Origin of the sequence: Propionivibrio sp. (assembly GCF_029255185.1) — a bacterium.
Taxonomy (GTDB): Bacteria; Pseudomonadota; Gammaproteobacteria; order Burkholderiales; family Rhodocyclaceae; genus Propionivibrio.
Window position 1 is genome coordinate 1 of record NZ_JAPUVO010000116.1, and the last position, 14,181, is coordinate 14,181.

Consider the following 14,181-nt stretch of genomic DNA (forward strand, 5'->3'; position numbering starts at 1 on the left):
CGATCCGCAAACAACTGAAAAACTACGAACGCATGAAGCTTCTCATCGACCGATGGATCGAGCTGGGAACAGAACTATCCAATCTCCGACTCGCCAAAGAAACGATCTGAAGGGGGAGAACTTGTCACTCTCCAGTAAAGAAGAACTTTCAATGGACGGTTTGGCTACAATTTTTGCGGACGTCACCAAGCGTGGACTGGTAAAAAATTATTTTTCATATAAGGCTGTATTGTATGGTGCAAATTATCATGACATTTTTGACAAAGGACATTGGATCGAGGTAATGGCATCTATTTTGAAATTGAAAACAAAAGTGGATTTGGATCGTGTCAAAACGTTGCTAAGGCCGTAAGTCGCAACCTGCAGCAGGTGTATCTAAAGGGTCAGGGTCGGTATTGATGACGTGGGCAGCGTCCGCCCCCGCCAGAACCTCCGAGAACACCCCGCTTCCTCCCTGGGTAAATTGGTGGCGCAGTGCTGTCACGTCACGACGCATTTGTTGCTGCCGTTTGGCAGCATCCATTTGAGTTGACCTCCTTTGTTGCCGTGCCGTGGTCGATCAACTTCAGCAAGGCAACTTGCGTGCTGGTCAGCCCTTATGTATTTCGCCTATTGTAGTGCCATGGGGGGGCAGACACATTTGAATGCTTATTCGTCTAGGTTGCATCACACCAGTTTGAATCGCACCCGCTGCCAGCCATCGCGTACAATCGCGCCTTGCTCATAAAACCAAGTAAAATCGCCATTTATTTGGTCTTTACAAAGCCTTTCATGCCAACTTTTCAGGAAGTCATTCTGCGTCTCCAGAATTTCTGGGACAAACAGGGGTGCGCGCTGCTCCAGCCTTACGACATTGAAGTCGGCGCCGGCACCTTTCACACTGCCACCTTCTTGCGCGCCATTGGCCCGGAACCGTGGAATGCCGCCTTCGTACAACCCTCGCGCCGCCCCAAGGATGGTCGCTACGGTGAAAACCCGAACCGCCTGCAGCACTACTACCAGTACCAGGTCGTTCTTAAGCCTTCACCAGCAAACATTCAGGAGCTTTACCTGCAATCGCTGGAAGCCCTTGGCATCAACCTCCAGGAACATGACATTCGCTTCGTCGAGGACGACTGGGAATCGCCGACGCTCGGCGCCTGGGGGTTGGGCTGGGAAGTCTGGCTGGACGGAATGGAGGTCACCCAGTTTACCTACTTCCAGGAAGTCGGCTCGCTCACCTGCAAGCCGGTACTCGGTGAAATCACCTATGGCCTCGAACGGCTGGCGATGTATCTGCAGGGCGTCGAAAACGTCTATGACCTCGTCTGGGCTGAAGGTCCGGGCTACCGCGTAACGTACGGCGATGTCTATCACCAGAACGAAGTCGAACAATCGCGCTACAACTTCGAACATTCCAACGTCGAAGTGCTGTTCCGCCACTTCGGCGATCACGAATCCGAAGCCAAGCGCCTGATGGTGCTGAACCTGGCTCTGCCTGCCTTCGAGCAGGTCATGAAGTGTTCGCACTGTTTCAACATGCTCGACGCTCGCGGTGCCATTTCAGTCACCGAGCGCGCCGCCTACATCGGTCGCGTGCGCGCTCTGGCACGCGAAGTCGCGCAGTCCTATTACAACTCACGCGAGGCCCTGGGCTTCCCGATGCGCAAGGCGCTCGCCATCGGAGAGGCGAAATGAACAACAGTTTGCTGATTGAACTGCGTACCGAGGAACTGCCACCAAAATCCTTGAAGGCACTGTCCGAGGCCTTTGCCAGCGGCGTATTCGCCGCGCTCAAGGAGCAGGCCTTCGCTTCGGCGCACAGCGTCTGCACGCCCTACGCCACGCCACGTCGTCTGGCAATGGTGCTGACCGACATCGCCGAGCAACAAGCTGATCGCATCATCGAAAAAAAGGGGCCGGCAGTAAGCAGCGGGATCGACACCGAAGGCAAACCAACCAGGGCGCTGGAAGGCTTCATGCGTTCGGCTGGCGTCACCTTCGCGCAGTTGCATAAAATCGGCGACGGCAAGGCCGAATCCTTCGTGGCCCGCATCGAAATGAAAGGCGAAACGCTTAGCACCCACCTGGCTAATATTGTCGCCCAGGCGCTCAAGAAACTGCCGATCCAGAAGCTCATGCGCTGGGGGGATTCCGAGCACCAGTTCGTTCGCCCCGTGCATGGGTTGATCATGCTGCACGGTGAACGCGTTGTTGCGGGCGAATTGCTTGGCCTGTTAAGCGGCAACCGAACGCGAGGGCACCGCTTCCTGTCCAGTGGCGAGATTGTGGTCGCCACACCCGAGGACTATTCAACGCAACTGGCCGCCGGCAAGGTCATCGCCAGCTTCGCCGAACGCCGCGCTTCGATTGCCGCGCAACTTAACGCCAGGGCCGCCGCCTTGAACGCCCGCCTCAATCCGGCTGACGGTCTGCTCGACGAGGTGACCGCGCTGGTTGAGTGGCCGGCCGTCTATGTCGGCGAGTTCGAGGCCGAGTACCTCGAAGTACCGCAGGAATGCCTGATTCTGACCATGCAACAGAACCAGAAGTACTTCCCGCTGCTCGATTGCATGGGCAAGCTGATCAACAAGTTCCTGATTGTTTCCAATATGCAGGTGGACGATCCGCAGCACATCATCGGCGGCAATGCCCGCGTCGTTCGTCCGCGCCTCTCGGATGCGCGTTTCTTCTACAACAAAGACCGCAAGGCGACGTTGGCTTCACGTCTGGAAAAGCTTGGCAGTGTCGTCTATCACAACAAGATCGGCTCGGTGCTGCAACGTGTCGAGCGCCTTGAAGCACTGGCCCAGAAAATCGCCGTTCGCCTCGATGCCAACGCCTCGTTGGCCGCCCGCGCGGCGCGCCTGGCTAAAGCCGATCTTTCCACCGACATGGTTGGCGAATTCCCCGAGTTACAGGGCATCATGGGACGTTACTACGCCTTGCATGACGGCGAGGACGCCGCCGTTGCCGATGCCGTACAAAGCCATTACCAGCCGCGTTTTGCCGGTGACGCCCTGCCGCAGGGCAAGATCGCCTGTGCTACCGCGCTGGCCGACAAGCTTGACGCCCTGGTTGGTTTCTTCGGCATCGGGCAGCTCCCGACCGGCGACAAGGACCCCTTCGGCCTGCGCCGCGCCGCACTCGGCGTGTTGCGCATCCTGATGGAGTCACCGCTGGCGCTCGATCTCGCCGAACTGATTGCCGACGCACAAGCCGGATTTTCCGCCGGCGTACTGATGACACCGGTCGCCGAACCGCTGCTCGACTTCATTCTCGACCGTCTACGCGGCCTGCTCAAGGAGGCCGGTTACGCGCAAGATATTGTCGAATCCGTACTGGCGCAACGGCCAACCCGCATTGACCTCGTTCCGGCCAGACTGGACGCTGTGCGCGCTTTCCTTGCCCTGCCCGACGCGCTGGCGCTAGCTGCCGCCAACAAGCGCATCGGCAACATCCTGAAAAAATCTGAAGGCGCGGGCGCCAAACAATTCTCCGAACCCGATCCCGCCCTATTGCAGGAAGACGCCGAAAAGGCGCTTTATGAACGGGTTGCCGAAATCGCACCACGGGTCAAGGCGCACGTTGCCAATGAGGCCTATGCCGACGCACTCAAGGCGCTGGCCTCGGTCCGTGTCGTGGTCGATCATTTTTTTGACAAGGTGATGGTCAACACCGATGATTCCGCTGTGCGTGCCAATCGTCTCGGCCTGCTCAAGGCGCTATTCGACCAACTCAATGCAGTAGCTGATATTTCAAAACTGGGCGTATGAAACTCGGCATGAAACTCGTTATCCTCGATCGCGACGGTGTCATCAATTTCGACTCGGAGCAGTTTGTTAAATCGCCGACCGAATGGAAAGCCATGCCTGGCAGCCTGGAGGCCATCGCCCGGCTGACGCAAGCCGGCTACCGTGTCGTGGTGGCCACCAACCAGTCCGGAATCGGTCGCGGACTGTTTGACATGGATACGCTCAACGCCATGCATGACAAGATGCATCGCGCCGTGCGAGCGGTCGGCGGGCGCATCGATGCGGTGTTCTATTGCCCGCATTCGGCCGATTCGAATTGCGCATGTCGCAAGCCCAAGCCCGGCATGTTTAACCGGATCGGCGCCTGCTTTAACGCCGACCTGTCCGAGGTTTATGCCATTGGCGATTCCTTGCGTGACCTACAAGCGGCCGCAGCAGCCGGAGCGCGACCGATACTGGTGCTCACTGGCAAAGGTGTAGAAACACAGGCGCAAGAAGCATTGCCTGAAGGCACGCTGGTGTTTGCCGATCTGGCGGCGGCCGTCGACCGTATTCTCAAGTCATGATGGCCTTCCTACGCTCGCTCTTGTATCTGCTGCTCGCCATCCTGATCACCGCCCCCTTCGGCCTGCTCGTCACCTTGGCTATCGTCTTCCCGATGAAGTTCCGATTCTGGGTCATTTCGGTATGGCGCGCCTGCTTTCTGGCACTGTGCAAATATGTGTTGGGACTTCACTATCAGGTTATCGGCCGCGAGAATATCCCGGCAACACCCTCGGTCATTCTGTCCAAGCACCAATCGGCCTGGGAGACAGTCGGCCTGCAGGCCATCTTTCCGCCGCTGGTCTTCGTGCTGAAAAAATCGCTGTTGATGATTCCCTTCCTGGGCTGGGCGTTTGCCGCCGTCAAGATGATTTCGATCGACCGCAGCGCCGGCATGGATGCCCTGCGGCAAGTCATCACCCAGGGCTGCGATCGCCTCAAGGCCGGCTACTGGGTCGTCATCTTTCCCGAAGGTACGCGGATTGCCCCCGGTGCAAAGCGCCGTTTCAAGAGCGGTGGCGCGCACCTGGCGCTCAATGCCGGCGCCCTGGTCGTTCCGGTCGCGCACAATGCCGGCGAATTCTGGGCCAGGAACGCTTTCGTCAAGAAACCTGGGTTGATCACGGTCAGTATCGGCCCGGCCATTGATCCGACCGGCAAGACTGCGGACGAAATCACCACCCTCGCCGAGCAGTGGGTCGAGGGCGAAATGCGGCGCATTTCGCCGCACCGTTATCTCACTGTTGCCCATGCCGTGGCAAGCTGAACTCCCGCTTGGCACCACAAAGCCGCTGGCGGCAGACGAAACGCCACGCACCATTGCCTTGGGCGACCGCATTGTTCCCTATGTTTTGCGCCGCGCGCGACGTCGCACCATTGGTCTTTCAATCGATCATCGCGGTTTGCGCGTTGGCGCGCCCCGTCGTGCCTCGCTGCTTGAAGTCGAGTCGCTGATCCTCCACCACAGTGACTGGGTAGCGCAAAAACTTGACGAATGGCGCAGCCGTCGCCGCCCGGATGCCCTGAAGATTGTCGATGGCGCGCGCTTGCCGATGCTCGGTGAATCACTGGAGATTCGCCTGGCGCTGGGCAGTAACCGTGCCATCTGGAACGAGCATGCCGCCCCTATCCTGACCCTCTGCCTGCGCTCACCGAGTGACGCCGGCCGCTTACTGGAAAAAACCCTGCGCGAAAAAGCACGCCGGCTGTTTGCCGAACGCCTAGTGCATTACGCCGAGCGGCTCACGCTGACCGTGCCCGCGCTTGCGCTATCCGCCGCACGCACACGCTGGGGCAGTTGCAGCCTGAAAACCGGAATCCGCCTTAACTGGCGACTGATCCATTTTCCCCTGAGCATCGTTGATTACGTCGTGGCGCATGAACTCGCCCACCTGCGCGAAATGAACCACAGCCCACGCTTCTGGTCCATAGTCGGGCAACTCTATCCCGAATACAAGGCCGCACGCGATGAGCTGAAACACCTCGCTGCCCACTGCCCGCACTGGTGAGAGCATTTCGCCATTTCTGAAACCCCCATCAAGGAACACACATGAGAATCCTGCATACCATGATCCGTGTCGGCGACCTGGATCGTTCACTGGCCTTCTACACCGACGTACTCGGCATGCGCCTGCTACGCCGTAAAGAATACCCCGAGGGTCGCTTTACTCTCGCCTTCGTCGGCCCTGGTGAGGAAAGCGAAGGTGCCGTGCTTGAACTCACGCATAACTGGGACACGCCGTCTTACGATCTGGGCAACGCTTTCGGCCACATCGCGCTGGACGTCGACAATGCCTATACCGCCTGCGAGCAGATCAAGGCCAGGGGCGGCAAGGTCACGCGCGAAGCCGGGCCGATGAAGCACGGCACGACCGTCATTGCCTTTGTCGAAGATCCGGATGGCTACAAGATCGAGTTGATCCAGAACAGGGTGCCCTAGACCAATGAAGACTATTCAATGGGGTGTGCTGGGCTGTGCCCGAATCGCCCGCATGCAAGTCGTTCCTGCCATTTTGCGCTGCGAAAATGCCCGGTTTGCTGCGCTGGCCTCGCGTGATCCCAGCAAACTGGCCGAATTCCAGTCGTTGTTCACCGCCGGCCCATTCACCGCCCATGCCAGCTATGAAGCCCTGATCGAGGACCCGGTTGTAGAAGCCGTTTATATTCCCCTACCCAACTCCATGCACCACGAATGGGCCATCCGGGCCATGCGTTGCGGCAAGCATGTGCTGTGCGAGAAGCCATTGGCACTTAACAGTCACCAGGCAGCGGAGATGATCCAGTGCGCGCGCGACTGTGGCGTACTGCTGATGGAGGCCTTCATGTATCGCTATACCGACCGCATGCGCCAGATCAACCGCGTACTGGACAGTGGCGTGCTCGGAAAAATTCGAAGTGTCAATTCGACCTTCCGTTTCCTGCTTGATCGTCAGAACACGATCAAGGAAAACCCGGACCTGGGCGGCGGTGCGATGTATGACGTTGGCTGCTACCCGCTTAACCTGATCGGCCTCGTTGCCGGCGCCGAGCCCATCTCGGTCGCGGTCGAGTGCGACAAGCCGCATGGGGTAGATATCAATCTTTCCGCCGTATTGCGCTACGAGGATGGCCTTATCGCCTCGCTGCATTGTGGCTTCAATGCCTTTGGCCGGATGCACAGCGAGATCATCGGCACCGACGGCATGCTGCTTGCACCGGACACCTTCCTCAATGATGCAGGCCAGTTGACCGTACATGACAAAAACGGTTGCCAAATTATCGCGATCGCTGAATCTGATCGCTATGCCGAAGAGATCCGAGATTTTTCAGCAGCCATTCTGGAAAAGCGTTCGCCAAAGTTGGGCCTGGGCGAATCCCTGAGCAATATGCGGACGCTTGATCGAATCATGGTGCAAGTCCAGGGTTGATCTATGCGAGGCGTGCGGAATGCGGACAGTAGCGGGAATTCAAAAAATGAAATTATGTTTCAGAAAAATCTTGAACGGCGTTTCGGCTTGGCGTATATTTCGAGTGAGTTGGTGTGGAGGCCTGCTTGTTCGACTGGGAGGCGTTTGATCTAATTGTTTTCATCACGGAGGAAATCATGCAAAAAAAACTGAAGAAGATCCTGGGCGTCGTTCTGGCGTCCGCCTTTGCTATGGGTGCCGCTCAAGTCCAAGCACGTGACTTCCGTTCGGCGGACGTTCATCCGCAAGATTACCCGACGGTGATGACGGTCAAGAAGATCGGCGAAATCGTCAGCCAGAAAACCAACGGCAAGTACAACATCAAGGTCTTTGGCAACAGTTCGCTGGGTTCGGAAAAAGACACCGTTGAGCAGGTCAAGATCGGTGCGTTGGACATGGTTCGCGTCAGTACCGCCGCCTTCCACGGCATCATCCCGGAAACCATGGTTCCGTCCTTCCCGTTCATTTTCCGGGACATCACCCACTTCCGTCACGCCATGTCCGGTCCGGCCGGCGACAAGATTCTTGCTGCTTTCGAAAAGCATGGTTTCATTGGTCTGGCACTGTGGGAATCGGGCGCGCGGTCGATCTATTCGAAGAAGCCGGTGCGCAACCTCGCCGACGTCAAAGGCATGAAGATCCGCGTACAGCAGTCCGATCTGTGGGTCAGCCTGGCGCAAGCGATGGGCGCCAACCCAACGCCGATCCCGATGGCCGAAGTTTACACAGCGCTAAAGACCGGTCTGGTTGATGCCGCTGAAAACAATTACCCATCATACGAAACGGCCAAGCACTTCGAAGCCGCCCCAATCTACAGCGAAACCCAGCACGTAATGTCACCGGAAGTCCTCGTTTTCTCCAAGAAAGTCTGGGACACCCTGACCAAGGAAGAGCAACAGATTATTCGTGATGCCGCCAAAGAAACCGTCCCTTACTACATTGATCTGTGGACCAAGAAGGAACAGGTCTCCAAGGAAATCACCATGAAGGCCGGCGCCCAATACATTACCGATGTAAACAAAGCTGAATTTGTTGCCGTCATGAAGCCGGTCTGGGACAAATTCTCGCCGACGCCGGAACTGAAAGCGCTGGCTCAGGAAATCGTCAATACCAAGTAAATGCCGGTGTTTGGTCATGAAGCCCGAAGCGGTGATGCTCACTGCCTTCGGGCTTTTTCTGGAAGAACGCAATGAATTGGCTAACAAGTCTTAACGCCCATCTCTCGCGTTGGGCGATGTATATCGCCGTCGCCTGCTTGCTGGGAATCGTCGGCGTTGTCGTCGGCTCGGTGATCTGGCGCTACATCCTCAACGATGCGCCGTCGTGGTCGGAACAGGTGGCGTTGGTGCTGGTGATCAATGTCGCGATGTTCGGCGCCGCTGCCGGCGTGCGCGATGCAGGCCACATCGGCATGGAATCGCTGATCGGCCTGCTGCCCAAAGTCTATCAGTTCTGGATCGGCAATCTGGTCGGCCTGATCACCATCTGCTTTGGCATTTCGCTGGTCTGGGGCTGCTCGATGATGGCCGACTCGGTCTGGGACAACAAGATGCCGACGCTGGGAATCTCCGAAGCCTTTCGTTACATCCCCTGCATTGCCGCCGGGGTGCTGATCATCCTGTTCTCGATTGAACACCTGATTGCAATGTTTACTGACAAGGAAGTGATTCCATCATGGCACTGACCGTCCTTTGCATCAGTTTCACGCTCTTCCTGCTGCTAGGCGTGCCAGTCGCCTTTTCGATTGCCCTGAGTTGCATCGCCACCTATTGGGTTGAAGGTTTTCCGCTGGAACTGGCGTTCCAGAACATGATTTCCGGGATGAACGTGTTTTCCTTCCTGGCCATTCCCTTCTTCATCTTTTCCGGCGAACTGATGCTGCACGGTGGCGTCGCCGACAAGATCGTCAATTTCGCACGCAACCTCGTCGGTCACTGGCGCGGCGGCCTAGGCATGGCCAACGTCGTGGCCTGCACCCTGTTCGGCGGCGTCTCCGGCTCGCCGGTCGCCGACGTCTCGGCGATGGGTGGAGTGATGATTCCGATGATGAAGAAGGAAGGCTACAGCGCTGACTACGCGGTCAACGTCACCACCCACGCCTCGCTGGCCGGTGCCCTGATGCCGACCTCGCACAACCTGATCATCTATGCCTTCGCCGCCTCCTCGAGCAGCGGCATGCTGCTCGGCCACAACATCATGATTAAGGGCGTCTCGATCGGTGACCTGATGTTTGCCGGCCTGCTGCCGGTGCTGGTGCTGATGGTGTGCATGCTCTTTGCCGCCTACTGGGTGGCCAAAAAGGAAGGCTATCCGATCCGTGCCGACGGCTCGCACACGCTCGACAAGTTCGCCGGCTGGAACGCCGTGCTGACCTCGTGCGTGGCCGCGGTTCCCGGTATGCTGGTGATCATTATCATCCTCGGCTGCATCATCGCCGGCATCACGACGGCGACCGAAGCCGCCGGCATCGCCGTGACTTACACGTTGCTGCTGACCTTCCTCGGCTACCGCACGATGAATTGGACCAAGCTGATGAAAGCCGCCGCCAAGGCCGCCAAGACTACCGGCGTAGTGCTGCTGCTGATCGGCGTGTCGACGATGTTTCAGTACATCATGGCCATCCTCGAGATTCCGGACAAGACGGCCGAGCTGCTGCTGACGGCGACGACCAATCCCTACATAATGTTCTTCCTGATCAACCTGATCCTGTTCATCCTCGGCACCTTCATGGACATGGCCTCGACGATCCTGATCTGCACGCCGCTGTTCCTGCCTCTGGCCATCCAGATGGGCATGGGTCCGGTGCAGTTCGGCATGGTCATACTGCTCAACTGTGCACTCGGGCTCAATACGCCGCCGGTCGGCACGACGCAGTTCGTCGGTTGTGCCATTGGCGGAGTCTCGGTCGAGGAGGTGATGAAGAGCATCCTGCCCTTTTACGGCGCCCTCTTTGCCGTGATGGCGGTGGTTACTTATGTGCCTGCTTTCTCCCTGTGGATTCCCAGCCTGCTCAAGGGTGCGCCGGTGTATTGACAGCGAACCGTTATTGGCATCAACTCGTTTTCACAGCCACGCAACAGGAATACAGTTTCACGCGTACCGACGATTGAAATGCAGTTCATTCTTACAGGAGAACTACCATGCGTTCCATGAGAGTTCTTCCACTGTGTGCTGCCGCGATGCTGCTCGGTATCTTTTCCGTGACTGCAGTCGCGCAACAAAAACTGTATGTTTACACCTCGATGAAGGAATCGATGGTCGGTGACCTGAAAACGGCCTTCATCAAGAAACATCCCGACATCAAACTCGATTTCCAGTCTGCAGGTGCCGGCAAGCTGATGGCCAAGATTGCCGCCGAGCGTGAATCGGGCAATATTTTGGCCGACGTGCTGTGGACCAGCGAAGTCCCCGACTTCTAGCAGATGAAGGCACAAAGCCTGCTGCTGCCGTATATTCCGGCCGAGGTAAAACTGCTGCTGAATCCGCTGCCCGATTACGATGGCTCGTTCACTGCGGTTCGCCTCGGCACCCTCGGCATCGCCTACAACACGCGCCTGATCAAGGAGCCGCCCAAGACCTGGGCAGACCTGCAAAAGCCGGCTTTCAAGGGGGCCTACGGCATTGCAAATCCGGCACTCTCCGGTTACGAACCGCCTACATGAGCGTCGCCGTCCTCTCAAAGACCTTCGGCTGGTCCTATTTCGAAGGTCTGCGCGCCAATGGCGCCAAGATGGGCAAGGGCTCCGGGCAGGTGGTCGACGATACGGCATCGGGCGACCTGGTGGCCAGCCTGGCGGTGGACTACATCACGCTCGACAAGGTCGACAAGGGCGCCACCTTGGCGCTGGTCTACCCGCCCGAAATGCTGGTCATCCCGAGCCCCATCGCGATCTTCCGCAACAGTCCCAATGTCGAGGCGGCGAAAAAATTTGTGGACTTCGTGCTGTCGAAGGATGGTCAGACGATCATCGCCAACGAAGGCACGCTGCCGGTACGCGCCGACGTCAAGATTCCCGAGCGTTTCAAGCTACCACCGGTTGAAGAAGCTATGAAGCGCGCGATGAAAATCGACTATCAGCAGATCATGGCCGAGAAAGAAACGACGATCAAGAAATTCACCGACATGATGCAGAAATAATTTCCCGCTACCGGCACTGAAGCATGGCTGACGTTCGCATCGAGGGCATAAGCAAGCAGTATGCGGGGCGGTCGATTCTGTCCGGGCTGTCGCTGTCCCTTGATGACGGTGAGTGCTTTACCCTGCTCGGCCCTTCTGGCTGCGGCAAGACCGTCTTGCTGCGACTGCTGGCTGGATTTGAAACGCCGGATAGCAGCAGCATCGCCATTGGTGGCAAGGTGGTCGCCAACGCGGCGACCGGGCTGCTGATTCCGCCCGACCAGCGCGGCCTGGGCGTCGTCTTCCAGGATTACGCCGTGTGGCCGCACATGAACGTCTTCGACAACGTCGCCTACCCGCTCAAACTGGCGAAAACTGATTCCGCAGCGCTACGCGAACGCACGCTGCGCACGGTTGGACTGGTCGGACTCGACGGTCTTGAGGCACGCATGCCATCTCAGCTTTCCGGCGGCCAGCAACAGCGGGTGGCGCTGGCCTGCGCCCTGGTCTCGGAACCTCACCTGCTGCTGCTCGACGAGCCGCTCAACAATCTCGACGCCAATCTGCGCGAGGAAATGCGTTTCGAGATCAAGGCGCTGCAGCGCAAGCTGGGAATCACGATTCTCTATGCCACGCACGATCAGGAAATCGCGCTGGGCATTTCCGACCGCTTGGCGGTGATAGATGAGCATGGGGCGCTGCGCCAGATCGGTGCGCCGGAAGAGGTCTACGAACATCCGGGCGACGACTTCGTTTTCCGTTTCCTGGGCATTGCCAATTTCTTGCCGGTACGCCGCGATGGCGAGTCGCTCTACATCGGCGGCTCGATGGCGGCCTGGGTCGGTCCGCCACCGGACAAAGCGGGAGTACAACTCAGTGCGGGCTTTCGCCCGAGCGACGTGCTGCTCTATCGCGACCGGAACGAACATGACGGACTGCCCGGAATCGTTCGCCGCGCAAGCTTTCTCGGCGCCCAGGTCGACTACCTGATCGATATTGCCGGCACCCTGATCCGGGCCGCCTTACCCAGCCATGAATGCCTTGCCCGCCAGTTGCTGTTTGTCCAGGGTGATCGCTGTCGCGCCGGGCTGACCAGCGTCCAGTGGTTTGCCGGCGATATCGTCGCCAGCACCCAGGCGTAAAGCGATGAGTAGCCGCAGCGACTCGCGTTTCGGCACCTCGCAGCTGCTCTTTGGCCTGTCGGTGGCGATTCTGGTCATTGTCGTCGCCGTCCCCATGCTGTTGATTTTTTTCAATGCGTTCTGGGTTGATGGCCACTTCAACGTGCTCGATGTCGTCAAAATCCTGCGCCAGCCCGAGACCTACAAGGCGCTGGGCAATTCGTTGGTGCTCTCGGTCGGCGTCACCTTTACCGGAACCATCGTCGGAACCTTCTTCGCCTGGCTAGTCACACGCACCGATCTGCCGTTCAAGAAGACGATGAAACTGCTGTTCCTGGTCCCCTTCATGCTGCCCGCTTTCATCGGCGCGCTGGCCTGGAAGATGCTGCTCTCGCCGCGGGCTGGCTACATCAACCGTTTTTTCATCGACGTGCTCGGCTTCGACGGACCGCTCTTCAACATCTACTCCTATGCCGGAATCATTCTCGTCGAGACGATGTATCTCTTTCCCTTCGTCTTCATCCAGGTCAGCGGCGCGCTCGAACGCATGGACCCGACGCTCGAGGAATCGGCGCGGATTTCCGGCGCCGATCTCTTGACGATTACACGCAAGATCACCATCCCGCTGGTGATGCCATCGATTCTTTCCGGCGCCCTGCTGATCATGCTCTATTCGATGGCGCATTTCGGCACGGTGGCCGTGCTCGGCATCGAAACCGGTATCTACAACATTCCGACGCTGATCTACGAAAAGATACACCAAAGCGCCGGCAGCTTTGACTCGATCCGTACCGCGACCGTGCTGGCGACGGTTCTGGTAATCACCGCCGCACTGATTCTCTGGCTGCAGAATCGTATCCTGGACAAGGGCCGCTATCAGATTATTGCCGGCAAGAGCTTTCGCCCGACCGAACTGAAGCTGCGCGGCCTGCGCGTTCCGCTGCTCATGCTCTGCCTGGTTTACATCGGCTTCACCATCGTGCTGCCAACGGTGACTATTTTCATGGTCGGCGGGCTCAAGACCTACGGCCTGCCGTTCACCATCGAGAACCTGACCCTGACCAACTACCGCTACATCCTCTTCGAGTGGGATCTGACGCGCGATGCCATCTGGAACAGCATCAGCCTTGGCCTCACCTCGGCGCTGATCACCATGTTTGCCGGCGTCATCATTGCCTACGTCATCGTCAAGATGAAGGTGCGCGGCAAGGGCCTGCTCGAGTTCCTCGGCATGCTGCCATTCTCGGTTCCCGGTTCGGTGATCGCGCTCGGCGTCATCCTGGCCTGGAGCGGCAAGTATGGCATCAACCTCTACAACACCGTGTGGATCATTCTGGTCGCCTACATCGCACGCTACATGGCCTTCTCGCTCAAGGCCAACTCGGCCGCCCTGGAGCAGGTGCATGACTCGCTGGTCGAGGCCGCGCGTGCCTCAGGGGCGACGATGTGGCAGGCATTGAAAGGCATCGTCATCCCGCTGGTGCGGCCCGGGATGGTCGCCGCGTTTTTCCTGATCTTTCTGCCGGCACTGCGTGAACTGACCGTGTCGGTGCTTCTCTACGGCCCGACGACACGCACCATCGGCGTCGCCATCTACACGCTCAACGAGGACGGCGAGACCGTGTACTCGGCGGCACTCGCCGGCATCGCGCTGATCATCATCGTCCTCGGCGAAGTGCTGATCAAACGCCTGGTCACCGGCAAGAACAGCGCCTAGGAAA

16 protein-coding genes are annotated in these 14,181 nt (G+C 58.3%); all 16 read left to right on the top strand.

Annotated elements, in window-relative coordinates:
- The coding region (locus Q1J43_RS10245; protein ID WP_301102398.1) for a hypothetical protein at positions 1-352 on the top strand (352 nt) is incomplete at its 5' end.
- 419 nt (positions 353-771) lie between these two features.
- The gene (gene glyQ, locus Q1J43_RS10250; RefSeq protein WP_301102399.1) at positions 772-1,677 is read left to right on the top strand and encodes a glycine--tRNA ligase subunit alpha; all 906 of its coding nucleotides are present in this window, start codon (positions 772-774) and stop codon (positions 1,675-1,677) included.
- Positions 1,674-3,755: a glycine--tRNA ligase subunit beta gene (gene glyS, locus Q1J43_RS10255; RefSeq protein WP_301102400.1), complete on the top strand. Its 2,082-nt coding sequence runs from the start codon at positions 1,674-1,676 to the stop codon at positions 3,753-3,755. The genes glyQ and glyS overlap by 4 nt, the downstream gene beginning before the upstream one ends.
- A gap of 8 nt (positions 3,756-3,763) precedes the next feature.
- The gene (gene gmhB, locus Q1J43_RS10260; protein WP_301102401.1) at positions 3,764-4,300 is read left to right on the top strand and encodes a D-glycero-beta-D-manno-heptose 1,7-bisphosphate 7-phosphatase; all 537 of its coding nucleotides are present in this window, start codon (positions 3,764-3,766) and stop codon (positions 4,298-4,300) included.
- Positions 4,297-5,043, top strand: a complete 747-nt coding sequence (locus tag Q1J43_RS10265) for a lysophospholipid acyltransferase family protein (RefSeq protein WP_366141878.1) — start codon at positions 4,297-4,299, stop codon at positions 5,041-5,043. The genes gmhB and Q1J43_RS10265 overlap by 4 nt, the downstream gene beginning before the upstream one ends.
- On the top strand, positions 5,027-5,785 hold the full coding sequence (locus Q1J43_RS10270) for a SprT family zinc-dependent metalloprotease (protein ID WP_301102402.1): 759 nt from the start codon (positions 5,027-5,029) through the stop codon (positions 5,783-5,785). Before Q1J43_RS10265 ends, Q1J43_RS10270 begins: the two co-directional genes overlap by 17 nt.
- 41 nt (positions 5,786-5,826) lie before the next feature.
- The gene (gene gloA / locus Q1J43_RS10275; RefSeq protein WP_301102403.1) at positions 5,827-6,216 is read left to right on the top strand and encodes a lactoylglutathione lyase; all 390 of its coding nucleotides are present in this window, start codon (positions 5,827-5,829) and stop codon (positions 6,214-6,216) included.
- A 4-nt stretch (positions 6,217-6,220) separates the two neighbouring features.
- Positions 6,221-7,183 carry a Gfo/Idh/MocA family oxidoreductase gene (locus tag Q1J43_RS10280; protein ID WP_301102404.1) on the top strand — a complete coding sequence of 321 codons (963 nt, stop codon included), beginning with the start codon at positions 6,221-6,223 and terminating at the stop codon, positions 7,181-7,183.
- Positions 7,184-7,359: 176 nt separating this feature from the next.
- A complete protein-coding gene (locus tag Q1J43_RS10285) occupies positions 7,360-8,340 on the top strand; it encodes a TRAP transporter substrate-binding protein (RefSeq protein WP_301102405.1) in 981 nt (326 codons plus the stop codon).
- Between the two features lie 71 nt (positions 8,341-8,411).
- Complete coding sequence (locus tag Q1J43_RS10290) at positions 8,412-8,906, top strand: TRAP transporter small permease (RefSeq protein ID WP_301102406.1); 495 nt, start codon at positions 8,412-8,414, stop codon at positions 8,904-8,906.
- Positions 8,897-10,255 (top strand): TRAP transporter large permease, encoded by a 1,359-nt coding sequence (locus tag Q1J43_RS10295; RefSeq protein ID WP_301102407.1) that lies wholly within the window; start codon positions 8,897-8,899, stop codon positions 10,253-10,255. The genes Q1J43_RS10290 and Q1J43_RS10295 overlap by 10 nt, the downstream gene beginning before the upstream one ends.
- A 107-nt stretch (positions 10,256-10,362) precedes the next feature.
- On the top strand, positions 10,363-10,641 hold the full coding sequence (locus Q1J43_RS10300; RefSeq protein WP_301102408.1) for an extracellular solute-binding protein: 279 nt from the start codon (positions 10,363-10,365) through the stop codon (positions 10,639-10,641).
- A gap of 3 nt (positions 10,642-10,644) precedes the next feature.
- Positions 10,645-10,884 (top strand): extracellular solute-binding protein, encoded by a 240-nt coding sequence (locus tag Q1J43_RS10305; protein WP_301102409.1) that lies wholly within the window; start codon positions 10,645-10,647, stop codon positions 10,882-10,884.
- Positions 10,881-11,360 carry an extracellular solute-binding protein gene (locus Q1J43_RS10310; RefSeq protein ID WP_301102410.1) on the top strand — a complete coding sequence of 160 codons (480 nt, stop codon included), beginning with the start codon at positions 10,881-10,883 and terminating at the stop codon, positions 11,358-11,360. The genes Q1J43_RS10305 and Q1J43_RS10310 overlap by 4 nt, the downstream gene beginning before the upstream one ends.
- Before the next feature lie 23 nt (positions 11,361-11,383).
- The gene (locus tag Q1J43_RS10315; RefSeq protein WP_301102411.1) at positions 11,384-12,481 is read left to right on the top strand and encodes an ABC transporter ATP-binding protein; all 1,098 of its coding nucleotides are present in this window, start codon (positions 11,384-11,386) and stop codon (positions 12,479-12,481) included.
- 4 nt (positions 12,482-12,485) lie between these two features.
- Complete coding sequence (locus tag Q1J43_RS10320) at positions 12,486-14,177, top strand: iron ABC transporter permease (RefSeq protein WP_301102412.1); 1,692 nt, start codon at positions 12,486-12,488, stop codon at positions 14,175-14,177.
- Positions 14,178-14,181 lie beyond the last annotated feature (4 nt).